17 protein-coding genes are annotated in these 17,839 nt (G+C 67.2%); 9 read left to right on the top strand and 8 right to left on the bottom strand.

What is annotated here, in order from left to right:
• Positions 1-95: 95 nt before the first annotated feature.
• Both QZ607_RS08485 and QZ607_RS08480 read right to left on the bottom strand, forming a co-directional pair.
• A complete protein-coding gene (locus QZ607_RS08485; protein ID WP_295881847.1) occupies positions 96-539 on the bottom strand; it encodes a hypothetical protein in 444 nt (147 codons plus the stop codon).
• 848 nt (positions 540-1,387) lie between these two features.
• On the bottom strand, positions 1,388-2,788 hold the full coding sequence (locus tag QZ607_RS08480) for an FAD-dependent oxidoreductase (protein WP_295881845.1): 1,401 nt from the start codon (positions 2,786-2,788) through the stop codon (positions 1,388-1,390).
• 741 nt (positions 2,789-3,529) lie between these two features.
• On the opposite strand from QZ607_RS08480, the gene QZ607_RS08475 reads away from it, so the two are divergent.
• From QZ607_RS08475 to QZ607_RS08465, 3 genes are all read left to right on the top strand, one after another.
• A complete protein-coding gene (locus QZ607_RS08475) occupies positions 3,530-4,987 on the top strand; it encodes a circularly permuted type 2 ATP-grasp protein (RefSeq protein WP_295881879.1) in 1,458 nt (485 codons plus the stop codon).
• Between the two features lie 95 nt (positions 4,988-5,082).
• On the top strand, positions 5,083-6,099 hold the full coding sequence (locus QZ607_RS08470) for an alpha-E domain-containing protein (protein WP_295881844.1): 1,017 nt from the start codon (positions 5,083-5,085) through the stop codon (positions 6,097-6,099).
• On the top strand, positions 6,096-7,007 hold the full coding sequence (locus QZ607_RS08465; RefSeq protein ID WP_295881842.1) for a transglutaminase family protein: 912 nt from the start codon (positions 6,096-6,098) through the stop codon (positions 7,005-7,007). The genes QZ607_RS08470 and QZ607_RS08465 overlap by 4 nt, the downstream gene beginning before the upstream one ends.
• A gap of 129 nt (positions 7,008-7,136) precedes the next feature.
• Here the strand turns inward: QZ607_RS08465 and QZ607_RS08460 are convergent, their stop codons facing one another.
• Positions 7,137-7,316 carry a hypothetical protein gene (locus QZ607_RS08460; RefSeq protein WP_295881841.1) on the bottom strand — a complete coding sequence of 60 codons (180 nt, stop codon included), beginning with the start codon at positions 7,314-7,316 and terminating at the stop codon, positions 7,137-7,139.
• 234 nt (positions 7,317-7,550) lie between these two features.
• Here QZ607_RS08460 and QZ607_RS08455 point away from each other — a divergent pair, with 234 nt between their 5' ends.
• Positions 7,551-8,918: a sigma-54 dependent transcriptional regulator gene (locus QZ607_RS08455; RefSeq protein ID WP_295881839.1), complete on the top strand. Its 1,368-nt coding sequence runs from the start codon at positions 7,551-7,553 to the stop codon at positions 8,916-8,918.
• Between the two features lie 340 nt (positions 8,919-9,258).
• Here the strand turns inward: QZ607_RS08455 and QZ607_RS08450 are convergent, their stop codons facing one another.
• Positions 9,259-9,588, bottom strand: a complete 330-nt coding sequence (locus QZ607_RS08450; RefSeq protein WP_295881838.1) for a tetratricopeptide repeat protein — start codon at positions 9,586-9,588, stop codon at positions 9,259-9,261.
• Between the two features lie 599 nt (positions 9,589-10,187).
• Positions 10,188-10,637, bottom strand: a complete 450-nt coding sequence (locus tag QZ607_RS08445; RefSeq protein ID WP_295881837.1) for a ligand-binding protein SH3 — start codon at positions 10,635-10,637, stop codon at positions 10,188-10,190.
• Positions 10,638-10,749: 112 nt separating this feature from the next.
• Between QZ607_RS08445 and QZ607_RS08440 the strand changes: the two genes are divergently transcribed.
• Together QZ607_RS08440 and QZ607_RS08435 are read left to right on the top strand one after the other, a co-directional pair.
• Entirely contained in the window at positions 10,750-11,001 is a 252-nt protein-coding gene (locus tag QZ607_RS08440; RefSeq protein ID WP_295881836.1) for a hypothetical protein, read from the top strand.
• On the top strand, positions 10,982-11,245 hold the full coding sequence (locus tag QZ607_RS08435) for a hypothetical protein (protein WP_295881834.1): 264 nt from the start codon (positions 10,982-10,984) through the stop codon (positions 11,243-11,245). The genes QZ607_RS08440 and QZ607_RS08435 overlap by 20 nt, the downstream gene beginning before the upstream one ends.
• A 92-nt stretch (positions 11,246-11,337) precedes the next feature.
• Here QZ607_RS08435 and QZ607_RS08430 read toward each other — a convergent pair whose 3' ends face one another.
• Positions 11,338-11,493: a hypothetical protein gene (locus QZ607_RS08430; RefSeq protein ID WP_295881832.1), complete on the bottom strand. Its 156-nt coding sequence runs from the start codon at positions 11,491-11,493 to the stop codon at positions 11,338-11,340.
• A 260-nt stretch (positions 11,494-11,753) separates the two neighbouring features.
• Here QZ607_RS08430 and QZ607_RS08425 point away from each other — a divergent pair, with 260 nt between their 5' ends.
• Together QZ607_RS08425 and QZ607_RS08420 are read left to right on the top strand one after the other, a co-directional pair.
• Entirely contained in the window at positions 11,754-12,551 is a 798-nt protein-coding gene (locus tag QZ607_RS08425; RefSeq protein ID WP_295881830.1) for a TIGR01458 family HAD-type hydrolase, read from the top strand.
• Between the two features lie 1,578 nt (positions 12,552-14,129).
• Positions 14,130-14,939 (top strand): hypothetical protein, encoded by an 810-nt coding sequence (locus tag QZ607_RS08420; protein ID WP_295881829.1) that lies wholly within the window; start codon positions 14,130-14,132, stop codon positions 14,937-14,939.
• 353 nt (positions 14,940-15,292) lie between these two features.
• Here QZ607_RS08420 and QZ607_RS08415 read toward each other — a convergent pair whose 3' ends face one another.
• Positions 15,293-15,463 (bottom strand): hypothetical protein, encoded by a 171-nt coding sequence (locus QZ607_RS08415; RefSeq protein ID WP_295881827.1) that lies wholly within the window; start codon positions 15,461-15,463, stop codon positions 15,293-15,295.
• A gap of 770 nt (positions 15,464-16,233) precedes the next feature.
• On the opposite strand from QZ607_RS08415, the gene QZ607_RS08410 reads away from it, so the two are divergent.
• Positions 16,234-16,515: a hypothetical protein gene (locus QZ607_RS08410; RefSeq protein ID WP_295881826.1), complete on the top strand. Its 282-nt coding sequence runs from the start codon at positions 16,234-16,236 to the stop codon at positions 16,513-16,515.
• A 318-nt stretch (positions 16,516-16,833) separates the two neighbouring features.
• Here the strand turns inward: QZ607_RS08410 and QZ607_RS08405 are convergent, their stop codons facing one another.
• Positions 16,834-17,034, bottom strand: coding sequence for a hypothetical protein (locus QZ607_RS08405; protein ID WP_295881825.1), 201 nt, complete (start codon positions 17,032-17,034; stop codon positions 16,834-16,836).
• Positions 17,035-17,839 lie beyond the last annotated feature (805 nt).

Genomic DNA, 17,839 nt, shown 5'->3' with positions numbered 1-17,839 from the left:
CCGCCGCCAAGGAGCGGACATCGCATAAGCCGTCCCTGGCACCGATCGCCCATGTTCCCTCTACAAGGTTCCAGGGGCTCCCGACATGACCAATGTCAGCTGCAGTTCGTCAGCGTCACAGAGATCTCGACTTCGGCGGACTCGAGTACGGCTTGATCCGCAGCGCCGCCGACGAGCTTGTGCGTCGCACGCCAGTCGCGGCAACTGTAATTCGTGCCGTCAACCCGCAGAGTCCCGTTCTGATAGGTGTCATCCGACGTGATCGTCACCTCTTCCACACCTAAAACGAGGCCAATCGTGCGAAGCGCAGCGCGCTGCAGGCGCACGGTCGTCATCGCATCACCATAGTAGACACCGGCATCATCGTTCTGCACCGAAGACGCTGCCTGCGGCATTGACTTGGTTTCATTATCCGTGTTGTCGGCGTCGAACGGTGCATGGAAGGTGTCGATCCCGTTCTGGTCGATCTCAATACGTGCATCGGCGAACGCGGCATTACACAGAATGGCTGCCGTCACTGCGACTGCGTACTTTGTCATCACACTCTTTCCTCCAGGTTAACAAACGACTCATCGTCGCGCGGGCATCATACTTAAGCATCTTTACATTTTTGTTACAAGTCTTTCTCTGGGAGTAAGGTCTCCAGCCAACACTCTGCCATTCGCAAAGCGCATGCCGGCACAACCGTCGATTTCATTCTGAGGTGCGCGCATCTCATTTCTCCCGTAGACTCGCGGGCGAGCTTGTTTGTTGAATACACATCGCGTTTTTCAGCAGTTCCCGTTGTAAACGCAAGGCGCCGCAATGCCAGTGAAGGCTCCTGCTGCGACGCTGACCGGCGCAAAGCGCAGACCCACCGAACGACGCCTTCTCTGGATTGACGCCGCGGTCACGCAGCACGCAGACGCAGGTGTGCACCGGCGCGTTGAATGGCGAAACCGCAGGAGCGGGTTATCGATCGGTGGCGAGCAGCGCGGGCAGCGCGCACAGGCCCAGGTCGCTGCGGCTGCGGCTATGGCTGAAGCGCTGCACAGCGGGAGGACGCCGCGTGGCTCGCGCCGCCGGCTCGGCGCGCGGGTACCCTGTGGGCGCGCGGCAGGCAGTGACGTGGAGGTGAAGACGACCATCAAGCCGTTGCAGGCCCTGGCAGGCCGCGAAGGGCTGGTTGGGAGCGATGATTGCGCGGCCCTTGGGCGCCGGGCGCCCTGGGCCGGCTTTGTCCGCGACGCCGACCGAGGCGGTGGACCGCCCCGCGTGCCCGGCGGACTGAAGGTCCGCCTGTCGACGGGGCCGGATGAGGCCAGCGTGCCCGGGGGCGCCAGCCCTGGGGTGCGCCGACTTCAGTCGACTTGGGGCAGGTCGGCTCTCAAAGGCCGATCCAAGTGCATCATCCGGCGGCAGCGAGGACGGGAGCCGGCACGTCGCGGGTGTCCTCGTGGCCGGTGAGCAGCTCGCGCTCGAAGGCGGCCCAGTCGACCCGGGCGCCCAGGTGCTCGGCCACCAGACGCAGGTCCTGCTCGGCATTCCCGAGGCAGCTGGTGCCGCCGGGGGACGGCGTCATGTTGAAGACGATGCCGTGGCCGTCGATGATCTTGACCTCGCCCATCTTGAGCTCACGGGAGCGGCGGTCGATGAGCTGCGGGCGCACGCCGCCGTAGCCATGGGCGTACTCGATGTCCTGCACCGTCAGCTGCGGGACGATCTTGCGGATCTCGCGCAGGAACAGACGGCGGTTGAGCCAGGGCACCTCGTAGAGGAAGTTCCGCAGCACATAGTTGCGGATGTCGGCCACCTTGAGCAGGTTCCAGAGGGTGGCCACCACGTCCTGGTCCAGGTTCAGCACGCGGAAGAAGTCGCGGATGGTGGCCGGGTTGTAGCGCTCCAGCATGGGCAGCATCAGCGCCGTGGGGCCGAACCGGGTCTTGCCGTCGGTGGCGATGTCGCGGTCGCCGTGCACGGCGGCGAAGGGCAGCGCCGGATTCTGCACCGTGTAGACCTTGCCGTTGAGGGCCTCGGGGGCGAAGTAGAAGGACCCGGCCATGGGCAGGCAGGAGTACTCCAGGCCGAAGCCCATGCGCTGTGCCATCAGCAGCGAGTGCCCGCCGGCGCAGACCACCACGGAGCGCGCAAGCATGGGGCCGCGGCTGGTCTGGAGCAGATAGTCGTCGCCGTCCTTGGCGATCTCGGAGACTTCGGTGTTGTAGAGCTGGCTCACGTGGCGGTCCGGCGCCCGGTCCAGGCGCTCGCACTGGGCGGAGAAGGACTCCGACAGGGCCTGGAAGTCCACGGCGCAGTAATCGTCCGGGGTGCCGGTGGCGACGATTTCCTCGTTTCGATGGGCGCCGTTCACCAGCGCGACATTGGGCTCCAGGTCTGCGATGTCGTCGCGCTCCAGCAGCTGCATGCGCGGGTACAGGTTGCGGAAGGCCTGGTAGCGCCCGCGCAGGTAGCCGCATTCGCGTGCGCCGACGCCGAGCACCATCTTCGGCATGCGGTGGATGATGCGGTCGCGCTCCGCCGCCGGCAGCTTGGTGGCGTAGTTGACGATCATCGACGCCGTGCGCTTCACCGCCGCCGCCTTCTCCAGCGAGTAGTTGGTCTCGATGTCGCCGCAGTGGATGGTCTGGCTGTTGTTGTGGGCGTGGGAATTCACCTGCGCCGGGCGCTCGCGGCGCTCCACCAGCAGCAGGCGCTTCAAGTCCGTGAACCTGGCCAGCTCGTAGAGCAGCGCGGTGCCGGTGACACCGCCGCCGACGACGATGCAATCATAGTGTGTGGAGGCTGTCATGGGTCTGTGCTCCTCGACATGCAGGCACAAGGGGGGCACAGCACAGGCTGCACCACAGCGACGCGCTAGGGTATTGGAGGGGAAGCCCCGGAACCAGCCAATAGGTTCTCTTCAAAGTATTGGTTTTCTCGTTGGCACCCGTTGTGGTCGGCAGCGGGTGGTGCGGTCACTGCGAGCGGATGGCCGCGGAGACGACGGGCTCCATCAGCCGCGAGCACCTGGCGGAATGCAAGCTGACAGAGCGTCGAGCCTGCAACTTTCGGGCCACACGCCCTGAAACCTACCTTCGGCGGGCCAAAAAAGCTCGGCGAGCGTGCCCGGGACGCGCCGGTGTCGGGCGCATCGGGTCGTCGCCTGCACCAGAACATTGCGCGGCGCCCCATGACAGCGCGCTCACCGCCTGGATGCCTGACGCGGGCCTGGGCGTTATTCCGATGTCGCCTGTCCCGGGTTGCCCCGATGCGGGGCAGCCTGCTCGCAGCCGGCGGCGCTCACCGTGCGGGCAGGCCGACCATCGGCACCGGACGTCGCTGTCGCTCGACCGTCATGAGGGCGCCACCGCTCAAGGTCCTTGGCTAGGGGCTTGCCGCGGACGACCACGCCGGATGGCCCACGCCCTGCATCGCGTACGCGTTTTGCGAAGCTCGGGTACGCGTCTTGCTTAATCGCTAGAGAGGTTTGCAGCCGGTGCCCGCCATTCACTGAGCCACAGACGTGTCAGCCGCTTTCCAGAGCCAGTCTTTGCCGAGCTTCGCTGCCCGCCCGCCGGGCGCCGACACGAGTGCCGCCCGCGCCTATCACGAGTTCTACCAGGAGGACTTCCGCCCGCGCGAGCATTACCTGCCCATGTGGGAGCACATCCAGCGCACGGGGCAGCACCTGCTCGGCGACAAGGCGCGTGAAGCGCACCTGACACTGCACACCGAGGGCGTGACCTTCACGGTGTACTCGGAGTCCGATGAGGGCATCGAGCGGGTCTGGCCATTCGACATCCTGCCACGCATCATCACCGCCGCCGAGTGGGCGCACATCGAAGCGGGCCTCAAGCAGCGCATCCGCGCGCTGAACCTCTTTCTGAAGGACCTCTACCACGGCCAGCGCTGCCTCAAGGACGGCGTCATTGCGCCGGCGCTGATCTTTCGCGGCAAAGACTTCTGCCGCGAGATCATGGACATCGACGCCCCGCACGACATCTACACCCACATCGGCGGCGTGGACCTGATCCGCGACGAGGACGGCCGCTATCTGGTGCTGGAGGACAACCTGCGCACACCGTCCGGCGTGTCGTACATGATCGAGAACCGCATCGTCGAGCGGCGCATCCTGCCCGAGTTCTTCAGCAAGTACCGGGTGCGGCGCGTGGAGCACTACCCGGCCCTGCTGCTGCAGGCGCTGAGGCACCTCTCGCCCAGGGGCAAGGACCGGGCGAGCATCGTCGTGCTGACGCCCGGGATCTACAACTCCGCCTACTTCGAGCACACCTTTCTGGCCAAGGAAATGGGCGTGGAGCTCGCCGAGGGGCGCGACCTGGTCTGCCGCAACGACCGTGTCTTTCTCAAGACCACCCATGGCCTGCAACAGGTGGATGTCATCTACCGCCGGGTGGACGACGCCTTTCTGGACCCGCTGGTGTTCCGCGCCGACTCCGTGCTCGGCGTCGCCGGCCTGATCAACGCCTGGCGCGCGGGCAACGTGGCCCTGGTGAATGCGCCCGGCGCCGGCATCGCCGACGACAAGGCCGTCTACAGCCATGTGCCGGCGCTCGTGCGCTACTACCTGGGCGAGGAGCCGATCCTGCGGCAGGTGCCCACCTACCAGATGACCGACCCCGACGACCGCGCCTATGTGCTGGACAACCTGGAGCGCATGGTGGTCAAAGCCGTCGCTGAGTCCGGCGGCTACGGCATGCTGATGGGGCCGAGCTCCACCACGGCCCAGCGCGCCGACTTCGCCCGCCGCGTGCAGGCGGACCCGCGCAACTACATCGCCCAGCCCGTGGTCCAGCTCTCCCGCCACATCTGTTACCTCGACGGGGAGCTGGAATCCCGCCACCTTGACCTGCGCCCCTTCATCGTCTATGGCGACGGCATCGACGTGGTGCCGGGCGGCCTCACGCGCGTGGCCATGACCAAGGGGTCGCTGGTGGTGAACTCGTCGCAGGGTGGGGGGAGTAAGGATACTTGGGTGTTGGCGGAGTGAAGGAGGGCGAGTACTCCAGAATCAGTCGCCCGGCGAGCAGCCGGACTCCGCCACCGTACTCCGTACCTCGTACTTCGTGCTCCGTCCTTCTCAACATGCTGAGCCGCATCGCCGAGAGCCTGTACTGGATGTCCCGCAACCTGGAGCGCGCGGACGACACCGCGCGCATCCTGGACATCAACGTGCGCTACATGCTGGAGGCCGACGAGGGCGCCACGGAGGCGATGCAGTGGACGCCGCTGCTCACCATCGTCGAGGCCGACGAGCGCTATCTGGCGCGCCACCCGGACGGCCAGGTGACGGTACAGCGCGTCATCCGCTTTCTCACACAGGACAAGGACAACCCGGGCTCGCTCTACAACAGCCTGCGCATCGCCCGCGAGAACGCCCGGGTGGTGCGCGACCGCATCTCCCAGGAGATGTGGGAGGCCATCAACCAGTTCTGGCTCACCACCGACAGCCATCTCAAGACCAAGCTCCAACCCTGGCGTGCGGCGGACCTCTACGCCTATGTGCACCGCGAGGTGGCGCTCTTCTTCGGCCTCACCCAGAGCACCATGATGCGCGGCGAGGCGTACGGCTTCACGGCGCTCGGCAGCCTCCAGGAGCGCGCCGACATGACCGCCCGCATCCTCGACGTGCGCTACCACCTGCTGCTGCCGGACCTGACCCTGGTGGGCTCGCCGCTCGACTACTACCAGTGGGGTGCACTGCTCAAGTCCTTGTCGGGCTTCGAGGCATACCGGCGCAAGTACCAGAGCGGCATCCGGCCCATCGACGTGGTGGAGTTCGTGCTGCTGGACCCCGACTTCCCGCGCTCCCTGCGCTGTTGCATGGACGGCATGGAGCGGGCGCTGGGGCGCATCGGGCAGGTGCCCGGTGGTGACGTGCCGGCGCACATGGCCGCCCTGCGCGCCCACCTCACCGACGTGTCCTCGCGCGGGATTCTGGAGCAGGGGCTGCACGAGTATCTGGAGCGCTTCCTGGATCTGCTCGCGGCGCTGACCACGGCCTTGCAGGCGGACTACTTCCAGGCGCACATGGCGGCGGCGGAAGACTCGCCGGACCTGCCGGCCACCCGGCCGGGCCAAGCCGCCGGGGGTGCCGCATGAGGTTTCGCATCCACCGCAGCGTGGCCATCCGCTGCCCCGCCCCGGTGCGGGAGCATCACCTGGAGTGGCGCTGCGCCCCCTGGGACGACGCGGGCCAGCGCCTGCACCGGCTCGCGGTGACCTGCACGCCGCAAGTGGACATGGCCTCGCACCGGGACTGTTTCGGCAACCAGGTGCACCGCACCGCGCTGCTCGGCGCCCATGACGGCCTCCTGTTGGCGATGGACGCCGACGTGGAAACGCTGCTGGATGATCCCTTCGCCTGCGAGCGCATCGAGCCCGCCCGGGAGCGGGAGTGGATCAGCGCGAGCCTGCGCGAGGCCCCGCGGCTGTGGGATCTGGTGCTGCATCGCGACGCGGCATCCCCGCTGCTCCAGGCACTGGTGGACGGCGCCGACGCCACGGAGCTCGGCGTCGATGCCCGGATGGCGGATGCGCTGCCGGTGCTGCGCCCCGGGGTCGCGCTCTTCGCCCAGCTCCAGGATGCCAACACCTGGCTCACCGGGACCTGCGCCAGCCTCCGACTCGACGTCACGGCCGGCGCCACAGCCGAGGACGCCAGTGCGGACCGCCCGCTGCGCGAGGCCCGCGGCACACCGGCGGAGCTGGCGATGACCCTCGCGGCCCTCGCCCGCAGCTGGGGGCTGCCGGCGCGCCTGGTGAGCGGCTACCACTCCGAGCCGCCTGCCGCCGACGGAGCGGGCCTGCACCACTGGGCGGAGGTGCTGGTGCCGGGTGCCGGCTGGCGCGGCCTCGACCCGAGCGCCGGGCGGGTGGCGGACGCCGCCTATGTGCGCCTCGCCGTGGGCCGGACCTGTCAGGATCTGAGGCCCCTGCGGCAGAGCTGGCAGGGCGAAGCCGACGCTGCGCCGCAGCCGGAGCTGATCCGTATCGAGGCTGGGGGCTGAGCCCATCCGACGCCACCGCGCAGCCGGTTCGCACAGGCAAAAGGCACAAAAAAACGGCCCCGGGTCCAGGACCCGGGGCCGGCTTAGAGCCGCCGGCCCGGCCAAGCGGGCCGGCCGCGCTCCGTTGGATCAGTCGAGGAAGGGATTCTCGGCGGCGTTGGCCTGCCGGGTCTCGCGCTGATCCTGCTTCTGCACCTCGACGCTGTTGGTCTGGCGGTCCGCGTCGGCCACGGCCTGATCATCGGTGACGATGGTGGCCGTGGAGACGCCGCCCATGACGAGTGCTGCGATGGCGAGTGTTTCGAGCATGTTGTAACTCCGGTTCAAGTCGGTATTGACGATGGGCATGAGTATATAAGTAGATTCTAATTTTTAAAGTAACAAATCGTAACAACACCTAACAGAATCCACCGCTTCCTGGATTCGGCTCCCGGCAGCGCAGGGCTGGCGTCCCCGGCGCTCGGAGTGCCCCACCCACAGAATGCTAAGCTTTGCGCGCGAGAGCCCCGACCCGCGCCGGTCCTCCCCTCAAGCGACCGAAACATGCAGCAGACGCGCCTTCTCATCATCGAAGACGACGCGGCGCTCGCCGAGATGCTGGCCCTGCACTTCGAAGACCAGGGCGCGCAGGTGGAGGTCGCCCGCGACTGCGCCGCGGGCCTGGCGGCCGCCGCATCGCGCCGATGCGAGGTCGCGCTGCTGGACCAGCACCTGCCGGACGGCCGCGGCATCGACCTGCTGCCGCAGCTGCTGGCGGGCACGCCGGACCTTGCCGTCGTCATGATGACCGGCCAGCACGACCTGGAGCTCGCCATCGAGGCCATGCGCCTGGGCGCCGCGGACTTCGTGCACAAGCCGGTGCAGACCCCGCAGCTGGAGGCGACCATCGCACGCCTGAGGGCCGAGCGCAGCGCCGCCGCACAGGCACCCGATACCGCCCCCATGGCACCCGAGCGCGACCTCATCGGCCGCAGTGCCGCCATGCTGACCGTGAGCAAGGGCATCGCCGTCGCCGCGCGCGGGGCGGCGACGGTGCTCGTGACCGGCGAGTCCGGCACCGGCAAAGAGGTGGTCGCCCGCCTCATCCACCAGCACAGCGGGGCGGCCGGGCCCTTCGTCGCCGTCAACTGCGCCGCGCTGGTGGACACCCTGCTGGAGAGCGAGCTGTTCGGGCACGAGCGCGGCGCCTTCACCGGCGCCCACGCCCGCAAGCCAGGCAAGCTGGAGCAGGCCCGCAACGGGACCCTATTCCTGGACGAGGTGGGCGAGCTCGCGGGCCCGCTCCAGGCCAAGCTGCTGCGGGCCATCCAGGAGAAGACCTTCGAGCGCGTCGGCGGCACCGAGACCCTCACCAGCAACGCCCGCATCGTCGCCGCCACCAACCGCGACCTCATGACTGAAGCCGCCGCCGGGCGCTTCCGCGAAGATCTGGCCTACCGCCTGCGAGTGGTGGAAATCCACATGCCGCCCCTGCGCGAGCGCCCAGAGGACATCCCGCTGCTCGCCGAGGGGCTCCTGGGCCGCATCGCCGAGCGGCTGGCAATCGCCCGCCCGCGGCTCACCGACGCCGCACTTGCCGCCCTCGGAACCCATGACTGGCCAGGCAACGTGCGCGAGCTCGAAAACCTCTTGACGCGGGCGGCGCTCGCCGCGCGCACCGGCGTGGTGACGGAGCAACTGCTGGATCTGCCCGCGGCGTCCGCCGGCCCAGCGGCGCCCGGGGCAGGCGCGGCCGATGGCGCAGGCGTGCTGCGCACCCTGGACGAGGTGGAGGCGGAGCATGTGCAGCGGGTGCTGCACCACACCGGCGGTCACAAGGCGCGCAGCTGCGAGATCCTCGGCATCTCACGCCCCGCCCTGGACCGGAAGATCGCCAAGTACGGTCTCAGCGTCGGCAAAGCGGAGCGCTGAGCCTGCGCGGTTGCACAGGGTTCAGCATGTCCGCAGCCCCCGCTGCGCGCCATCTGCCAGGGCAGCCGCGACGCCGCCCTTGCCGACATCGAGGGCCCCGGCTGAGCATGTCTGCCGAGAACCTGCTGGTGCTTACTTAAGTGCTAAGGCTGGGTCCACAGGCGTCTTGGAGCAGGCGGCAAGCTCCGCTCGGCGTTTTGTTGCCGAGTGAAACTCGGCGGCCCCAGGTCGGACCGTCTGCGCTGCTGCTGGATTGCGCAGGCGCAATCCAGCCTACGACAGCAACGGAGAGTAACGGCAGAGCCAGCAGGGCCGGCCCGTGGGCCTGGGCGCATGGCCGCTAGGATTCCGCTTCCAGGGCGCGCTGGGAGCGGGTGCGGAACACCCGCATCTCCTTCGCGGCCTGCACATCGCCCTTGGATTCGGCGGTGGCGATGCCGTGATCGAAGGCCTTCATGGCCTCCTCGTGGCGGCCGGCGGCGGCGAGCGTCTTGCCGTAGAGCTTCCAGGCCGCCGAGTAGCCCGCGTCCATGCGTACGGCTTCGGCGAGGTGCTCCAGGGCGGCGTCGAGCCGCTCCTGCTTCAGATACTCGTTACCGAGGCTGTAGCGCAGCAGCGCAGAGTCCTGCCCGCGGGCGCGCATGGTTTCCAGATTGTCGATGATGCTCATGCTGGCTTCACCCCTTTGGTGTCCTTGTATGGTGTCGGACCCGGGCGCTTATCCTGGCGCGGGCGGGCGGCTCCGGGCAAGGCCGACGCGGCGAGATATCCGCGTGCAGCCGCTGTCCCGTCGATCCCGCCGGACGGCGCCGCGCCGGTGCAGGACGCGCCGGTGCTGGACAGGCGCGTAACCGTGCATGATGGGCCAAGTCGGCCGTCGAATGCCATGGCAGACCGCATGCCCGGGGTACCATCCGCGCTCGACCGACCACGGCTCCGGCCGCCCGCTCGCCGGGATACCTGGGGATCAGCGGTGAGGAGTGGAAGTCTTTGCAGGGCACTGGGCGGCCCTGTGTCGGCACCGGAGCGACGACACCGGAAGCCCGCATGCCGGACAAACAGCAGACAGCCCGCCCGGCGCAAGTGCGAGCAGGTATCGGCAAGACAGAAAGCGGACAGGCAGATGCCGGAGACGGGACGCCGGCCGAGGGCGCCCTGACACGGGTCGGCGCAACGGGCCGGCGCAACGGGTCAGAGCAACGGACCGCAGCAATGGGCCGGGGGCGCCGGGGCCCGGCTCCCGGGCCCCGGCGGTTGCGCTCAAGCCGTTCAGGCGGCGTAGCGCGCCTTCGCAGCCTGCGCCGCCTGGGCCTGCTCCGCGTCGTAGGCGCGGCCGGACCAGAGCATCTCGTAGGCGATCTCCTCGTTGCCGTTCTCGCACAGCTCCAGCACCTCCTGGAACAGCGGCTGGAAGGTCTCGCTGCGGTGCGAGGCCTCGTGATGCTCGAAGCTGTCCCAGAAGGTCACGATGAGCGCCTCGCGGTCCTTCATCGGGCTGTCCACGGCCTGGCCGGTGGTGGAGCCCTCGTTGGAGATGGCGCCGCTGTTCATGGCGACGAAGCCGCCGATGAAGCCTGTGTCCGAATGATAGGTCTTGACGTTCTCGCACAGCATGGCCACCCGCTCCTGCAGGTCGTCCACGTCGTACTCGGGCTTCAGGACCACCCGGTTCACGGTGATGACGCCGTCGCTCGGGAAGTTCGGGATGAAGTTGTTCATCGGTTGGTACCTCTATAAGTATTTCGTCATATGCTGACGCTGATAAGGCCAACCTTGGGGGCACCGGGCGCACTTTCAACGTCTCCGCGGCCGCGCACCATGCTATAACCTTTTGTTTCCAATCGTTTTGGATGGAATCCCGGCGTGGGCGGGCGGCGCGGTGCCGGTCGGGCGCGCAGGCGCGGTGCCGGGCGCGTCCGTCATCAGCCGCGACTTCACCCAGACCGGCACGGGCACCCTTGCCGTCACGCTGCTGAGCTTCGGCGCGTACACCGGCGTGCCGTTGCTGGTCAACCGTGCTCTGGTGCTCGGCGGCGAGCTGCTGCTGGACCTGGAGCCGGGCTTTGCCTTTATCCGCGCTTGACCGTCTGACGCTCATCGGCGCCAACGGCACGCCCACCGGCACCTTCGGCAACTACGCCGACGGCGATCTGGTATTCGCCTTCGACAGCCGCCGGCGGATGTATCTGGAATACACCGCCGAGGGCGTGGTGCTGTACACGACGCCGTTGCCGGGCACTTGGGCGCTGATCTGGCTTGGGCTGTTCGCCTGGCGCGCCGCGCGGGCGCGGACGCCCCGCGGCGCAGCGCGGCGGGCGTCCCGATGATGCAATAGGGCCTGCGAGCCGGGCCGGCCGGCGGAGGCGGAGCAGCTGCGCGCGGCGGGCCGGCGACAGCGCATCCCGACGCTGCGCCTCCCTCACCGCCGCCGGAGCGCCGGCGTCAGCAGCACCAGGATGGTGAAGCTCTGAAGGCGTCCGAGCAGCATCGCGACGCAGCAGAGCCGGGTGCCCGGGTCGCGCATGTCGAGCCAGTGCGCGGCGACGGTGGCAAGGCCGGTCCCCACGAGGTTCATGCTCAGGTGCTGCTCGACGACCGGACCAGATGGCGCAGACCGAGCTGGTCGACGAGCTCGACCAAGAAGCCGCGTAAGATGGCGTTCGGGCAAATACTCCTGCACACTCGCCGGAAACAGGTCCGGCGTCTCCCGATCCACCGTCACGCAGGCCACCGCCATGGCGACCACGCTCGTCTGCGACAACCCGGCCCTTTTGTACCGGGCCGATGCCCTGACCGGTCGGACAGCCGCCTAGAACCATTCGGGGAGACCCAGCGATGCAGGCGATCCTGTTCGATCTCGACGGCGTGCTCTACCAGGGCGATACGCTGCTCCCCGGTGCGGCCGAGGCCGTCGCCTGGGTGCGCGGCGAGAACATTCCACACCTGTTCCTGACCAACACCAGCTCGCGGCCCCGGGCGGCCATCGCCCACAAGCTCGGGCGGCTCGGCATCGAGGTGGCGGAGGAGCACATCCTGGCACCGCCGGCGGCCGCCTGCGCCTGGCTCAGGGCGGAGGGCATCGAAGACATCGCACTGTTCGCGCCGCAGGCCACGGCCGCGGACTTCGCCGGGCTCAACCTCTTGCCGGCAGATGCCGAGCGCGGCGCCGGTGCCGTGGTGGTGGGGGATCTCGCCGAGGGCTGGGACTTCCGCACCCTGAACCGTGCCTTCCGCCTGCTGGCGGCCAAGCCGGCGCCGCGGCTGCTGGCGCTCGGCATGACCCGCTACTGGCATGCCGGCGGCGGCCTGCAGCTGGACGCGGGCCCCTTCGTCGCGGCCCTCCAGTACGCCACCGGCATCGAGCCCGTGGTCCTCGGCAAGCCCGCGGCGGCCTTCTTCGACACCGCCGTGGCCGCCGTCTGCAGCACGCCGGCGCGCACGCTCATGATCGGCGACGACATCCGCGGCGACGTGGCCGGCGCGCAACGGGCCGGCATCAAGGCGGCGCTGGTGCGCACCGGCAAATTCCGCCCCGCCGACCTGCACGGCGACATCCGCCCGGACGCGGTGCTGGAGTCGGTGGGTGACCTGCCGGGGTGGTGGCAGAAGCATGGGCGCTTGCCATCCAGGTAGGCCACCGCCGCCACTGGGGACAGCCGCGGCCTGCTGCCGCCATCCGCGCCCAGGCTGGCGGTACCAGCGCAAGCGCAGGGTATGCCCCTGAGGGTATGCCCCTGTTAGTTGCTGAACGCGCGCGAGAACCCGAGCCAGACTGGGCGGTAGACGCGATGTCCGCTCTTGGCCGCACCGGCGGACCGCGATGCGAGCGTTCCGCGACCGCTTGACGCTATGCGAAGCAACGTCCAGCCCCAACGCAGGTCAGCGTTGGGGGCGACATGGCCACTTCACATAGTCGGCAACTACACACAGTGGCCGATTACGGCCGCTCCCGACACAAAAAACGGGCGACAGCTTAGGCACAGATAGCGCACGCTTACCGTAAGACCCCTGAGAGGCGGCTCCCGACCCTTAGGTGCAGCCGCAGGAAGGGTCGTCACGCATAGCTCCCGACTATCCATCACCATTCCAAGCAGTCCTCGACAGGTCGCTTATATAAGGGTGTCACGAGCTCCTGACCCGAGCCGAAGTACGGGGCTAGCTCGGGCGGCCGCTCCGCATCGGATCCGGTGATTCGCGCCGATCCCCACGACCTGCCCTTTGCGCAGCAACACAGACACTCAGCATTGTCTCGGCTGACTCCAGCCAACGGTTCGAGCTGTCGTTTCAGCTCACTGCACCGCCGCGCCCCACCGCCTGTGCACGACCTCGGCAAGCCGCGGACGCGCAGCAGCCGACATCCACTGACCGGCAGCGACAGCGGCGAGCTTCGACGACGAAAAACCATCGTGGTCACTACGCACCAACCACGCTCCGGCAATGTTCAACCATAGCGCCAAACAGACATGTGCCGCACTGGTTGCGCGCGCTGGCGCCCCCCTTTCCGCACGTCCCTGCGACGCAATGCATCACGCATATGAGTGGTTCCACGGACCCGTGAATCATTAATATCAGCTGCTTTTGCTGCAGGATTGGTCTCGCTTGGCGCCGGAGCACTGCCGTTCTCCCTTCGCCCGCCGTGCAACGCTCTGGAGTGGCACTGTTGCTTTCACGACCGGACGTCCGCTCACCCGCAGCTGGCGGACGCTCGCCAGAGCCGCCCCGAGCAGCAGTTACCGACCCATAGGGAGACATTGGGCGTCCCCCAGCGCTTGGCTCCGGCGCCCCCCGACAGCGGCGCGAGCGAAGCTTGCGGCACTATTGTAGGCAGTCAGCTTCCCGCCGCGGCCTTCCCGATCCCAAAACAGTGCCGGCGTGCGCCTGGCTTCAGCAACAGCCCGACCATCGCTCTCCTTACTCCGCAGTACGTCTCCGGCGCATCGCTGCGGTGCGGCCGGCGACCACAGCCCGTTGCGAGCCGCACTGCGCCGCGCTGCTCCGCCGAGGTCATGCTCCAGCGCATTACAGGGAAACGCTGGGGGATTTGATCGCGTCGACCCCGATCAACACCACTGGGCCGGCGTGTTGCACTGTTCGCTCTTCGCACCGGATCGCTGCCCAGGCGCGCAGCCGCCATGACATGCACAAGAACGCTCGCCGGCCCGGCCCGATTCCGCGTCTCAACTTCGCCATACGTATGGAGATCGTTACGACATGTATTCAGTCTCGCTGGATTCGGAAATGAGCCGGGCCTTACTGCTGGCGGTGGCCTGTATTGCTGCTCCAACGGCCCTCGCGCAGGGCGTTCTCGTCAATGATGACCTCATACCGCCGGTACCCGTCGTCAAGGACCAGTTCTACGACCCAAGGGCGGATGCGGGCTTTCCCGCCGGGCGTTTCTACTTCACCGCCGAGGTTTGCAATGGGAATAACCTGGATGCCGGAGACCAGGGCGTGGGACTGGAGTCGCGCACGGTGCAGCTGACCGGCAACAATGTCGTGCTCAACCGTATTCCCGGCGGCGCCCCCGGGGATCCGGCTGGGGCGGGCTCAATTGTCGATTTCCCTGGACGGGGGTCTTACGCGGACCTGTCCCTTGCGGTCGGCGAGTGTGTGGACGTCGCTTACGTGATCGGACTGGATACGGCCCGTAACTTCTACTTTTTTGTCGACTTCTGGCGCGACCCGCTCGGGCAGGCCACGGTGCCTGCCACCCTGGTCGCGCAGCAGGGTGTAGTGGATGTGTGTGGGGGAAGGGGCGAGCTCGACGTGTACAGAGCGCCGTTTACCACTGACACCTACGCCATCACCGTGAGCCCGGAAGCGACGCCGACCGTGCGTATCACGGCGATTGAGCCGGAGCCCATCTCCAATACCTACGCGCCCCCGCCCATCATCAGCCCGCCACGCACGTCTGCGCCGCCCGTAGGCTGCGGCGAAACCTCGAACACGGCATACGCGCAGTATGACGTAGACGCGATGCCCGAGGCTCTCACCATCTATTATGACTGCACCTGCCCCTAAACCAGGCTGCCAGGTGCGGATTGCCAATGTGTCCTCCCGCTGCTCGGGCTTGATGTCTTCGCACAGCCTGGGCGCGGGGATTCAACCAAGTGTCCATTTCGGAGGATGACAACCATGCGCACGAACCATCCGACCGGCACCAATGTATCAACCGCCAATGTACCAACCGCCAATGTACCAACCGATGGAACTGCAACGCCGTGCAGCGCCAGATCGGCCTTCGAAGAGCCGCGGCTCACCTTCCTCGAGCCTCAGCTCGTCCCCCGCGGCGATTTGCGTAATATCACCGCGGGCGCGTTCGGGAGCTTCAGCAACGTCGATGGGTTCCCGCCGCCTCCGGGCCCTCTGTAGGGTCAAATGCAGTCGCAGGATAACAGCGGCGTGTTGTCCAGGTTCAAAGCGGCGAGGCCTATCCGCTCGCCGACGACCATGGCGATGCCCCGGATGCAGACCCGCAGAAAGCGCCGCAGGAGCACCGACGCGCTGCCCGTGGCCTCGAGGCCCGCGTTGAGGACGCAGCTCATCGCCCACCCGATGAGCACCTAGACCAACACTGCGAGCAACAGTAGGCCAAGCTCCCCTGCCACCTCTCGACCACCCTGCTCGGGCTGGAGCGCGTGGACGCAGTTCGCGTACTCACCGAAAACGGTGACGGTGCCGTCATCTTCGAGCCGGCAGTTGTACCTGGAGCGCCCGGCGTCGAGCGGCAGCAGCGGCCCGTCCCCGTGCGGAGCCGATTGGTGACGACAATCGCGCCCTGTGCGAGTCCGGTCATGCGCGCCGCCTGCGCGATGCTGCTCCAACGCGTTCGGCCTTCGTATGGGGCCTTGGCAAGGACTGGCGGTCCGCAAGCGCGCCGGAGACATTGGCGAACAGATGCTGACCGGCGCCGGAACCTGTCAATGTCGGTGCAACCCACGATGTCTCCTTGATCGGCGGCACCGTCTCCTAAGTCTCGGAATCGGATTCCCGCAGCGCTTAAGTGGCCCGCTGCGAGCCCTCGGAGCCCAACACCCTGGTCATCGGCGGAAGCAAACAAGGCACGCGATGGCGATGCCTTGCATCCAACGATGGTTGCATTGCGGAGTTGCAGTTGATGCAGCCCAGGCTGTCGGCCCGCAGGCCATGCCGGGCGCGCACAGTGCAACGCCGGGGCGTCATTTAATCGTCAATCGATGCGACTTGGACCATGTCGAAACCCAAGTCGAAGCACCGCCACGGCGGCCGCACAGGTGCTCCGGGCGATGCGGTGGGGGCACGGTCTTTCTCGCCTTTCGGTAATGAGGCGTGCCCGATGTTCGACACTTTGCGCTTCCCCGCTGCGGTTGCCCTGCTGCACGCCGGATGCGGCTTCGGCGTTGCCCGCGACGACGGTGGCACGGCGACGGTCGTCGTGACCAGACCCGATGGACGCAGCCGTACCCGCTTCTTCGAGAACGGGGCGTTCCTTGGCGCCGACACGAGCCAGGCCGATGGCTACCACGATACCGCCGCGACCAAACAGGGCGACCTCTTCGAAGTACGAGACGGTGAGGCGCGTTACGTGATATTTGACGCCGTGATCTTCGGCGGTTGATCCTCGAGTCCGGGCGGAACGAACCTGTTAAGGGCCCGACGATTGCCTGCTCGACTCGGTGATCAGCAGTCGCGCCGCAGAGGTCTGCTCTCGGCCCGCCACGGTCTGCCCAGGTCAGTCCGAGAACTGGGCTTCCGGGTTTTCTGCTGGGAGTGATGCGATCGAGCAATCTCAGTACACCCGTTCGCTATGGGCTCATTGGCCTCTTCGCGGGCAGCCTCGGTCCAGCGCTGTCCGCCGCGATTAGCCAGCCGATAGAAACGCCTTGGTGGCTGAGCCTCATCGCTATGGGTATTGGTGGCTATGTTGGCGGTTACCTCAAGCAGCGGCGCGACAAGTCGCGCTGAGCTTCAAGGCGCTCTCTTTTTCTGAAAGCTTTTCGCCCGCGTTTGCCGAGCCAGCGACGAGAGCGACAGACGCATCGGCAATGCAGTTGACACCTCGGGGGCCGTCGGTGGCGTCGAGGTCGAGCCGCAGCGCCCACAGTGCGTGGAGCTGGCACTCGATGACGTGCTGCACCCGTAGGCAATCCCGGCCCACCTGGTCGGCGACGATTCTCTTATAACTCGCATCGCGGTCAGTATCCGCCGGTGTGAGCTCCGAGCGGGGTTCAGCATACCGGCGCTGGCCAGCGTCCTTCCTCCATCCCGCCGGCGGCGCCCCTGCCTGCCCGTACGGTCTTCCTTGCCCGCCGCCACCGCCAGTAACAGGCCCCTGATGGTGAACAGGGCGCAGGCGATCTTGGTCGTTGAGGTCGTCGTCGCCGGGCACCAGGGCGATCAGCCATTGCGAGAGCCTCGCCCATGCTGTGCTCGACCCGCTCCGGAGATGCCGATTCATTGGGCATCCTGCCCAGGAATCGGGCGGGGCCGGAGAGCGCCGTTCTCCGACTTCTAAGATCTTGTGAAATTGCCGGGCCAACAGCAAAGTATATACCTGAGTCTGCACTCAGGGCTCTCCTTATTGCTATATGCGTTCTATCACTTCTATGCACGTCTGCGGAACTTGAGTACGCGCGGGGACGTAAAGGCCCGCGAGCCGGGCCGTTGCTCGCCTTTTCCGAACAATGAGCAGTAAAAACTTTGTCGAAGATTGCCTTTCGGGACTCAATTTCGCGGTTGGGCCGAGGCGAGGACCCGTATCTATAGGCCGGTCACGGCGAGCGCCTGGTGACATAGTCACTGCATTGTCTCTGAGAGAGTTGTCACCACACGCCCGCCGCAAAAGCAGGCCCCTCTTCGCCACGCCATTCAGCTGCCGGTTAAGCTGACCCGAGCAGAATCATCTCATCGACGCGACAAGGCAATTGGGACTTGTCGATGCG

This window comes from uncultured Thiohalocapsa sp., assembly GCF_913063425.1.
In the GTDB taxonomy this organism is placed as follows: Bacteria; Pseudomonadota; Gammaproteobacteria; order Chromatiales; family Chromatiaceae; genus Thiohalocapsa.
Note: the sequence above shows the minus strand (reverse complement) of the source record. Positions and strands in the feature narration are given on the sequence as shown.

What these genes read in the sequence shown, in the direction of transcription:
- QZ607_RS08485 (WP_295881847.1), bottom strand. Translation starts at nt 539, where the DNA reads ATGACAAAGTACGCAGTCGCAGTGACGGCAGCCATTCTGTGTAATGCC.
- QZ607_RS08480 (WP_295881845.1), bottom strand. Translation starts at nt 2,788, where the DNA reads ATGACAGCCTCCACACACTATGATTGCATCGTCGTCGGCGGCGGTGTC.
- QZ607_RS08470 (WP_295881844.1), top strand. Translation starts at nt 5,083, where the DNA reads ATGCTGAGCCGCATCGCCGAGAGCCTGTACTGGATGTCCCGCAACCTG.
- QZ607_RS08465 (WP_295881842.1), top strand. Translation starts at nt 6,096, where the DNA reads ATGAGGTTTCGCATCCACCGCAGCGTGGCCATCCGCTGCCCCGCCCCG.
- QZ607_RS08460 (WP_295881841.1), bottom strand. Translation starts at nt 7,316, where the DNA reads ATGCTCGAAACACTCGCCATCGCAGCACTCGTCATGGGCGGCGTCTCC.
- QZ607_RS08455 (WP_295881839.1), top strand. Translation starts at nt 7,551, where the DNA reads ATGCAGCAGACGCGCCTTCTCATCATCGAAGACGACGCGGCGCTCGCC.
- QZ607_RS08450 (WP_295881838.1), bottom strand. Translation starts at nt 9,588, where the DNA reads ATGAGCATCATCGACAATCTGGAAACCATGCGCGCCCGCGGGCAGGAC.
- QZ607_RS08445 (WP_295881837.1), bottom strand. Translation starts at nt 10,637, where the DNA reads ATGAACAACTTCATCCCGAACTTCCCGAGCGACGGCGTCATCACCGTG.
- QZ607_RS08430 (WP_295881832.1), bottom strand. Translation starts at nt 11,493, where the DNA reads ATGAACCTCGTGGGGACCGGCCTTGCCACCGTCGCCGCGCACTGGCTC.
- QZ607_RS08425 (WP_295881830.1), top strand. Translation starts at nt 11,754, where the DNA reads ATGCAGGCGATCCTGTTCGATCTCGACGGCGTGCTCTACCAGGGCGAT.
- QZ607_RS08420 (WP_295881829.1), top strand. Translation starts at nt 14,130, where the DNA reads ATGTATTCAGTCTCGCTGGATTCGGAAATGAGCCGGGCCTTACTGCTG.
- QZ607_RS08415 (WP_295881827.1), bottom strand. Translation starts at nt 15,463, where the DNA reads ATGAGCTGCGTCCTCAACGCGGGCCTCGAGGCCACGGGCAGCGCGTCG.
- QZ607_RS08410 (WP_295881826.1), top strand. Translation starts at nt 16,234, where the DNA reads ATGTTCGACACTTTGCGCTTCCCCGCTGCGGTTGCCCTGCTGCACGCC.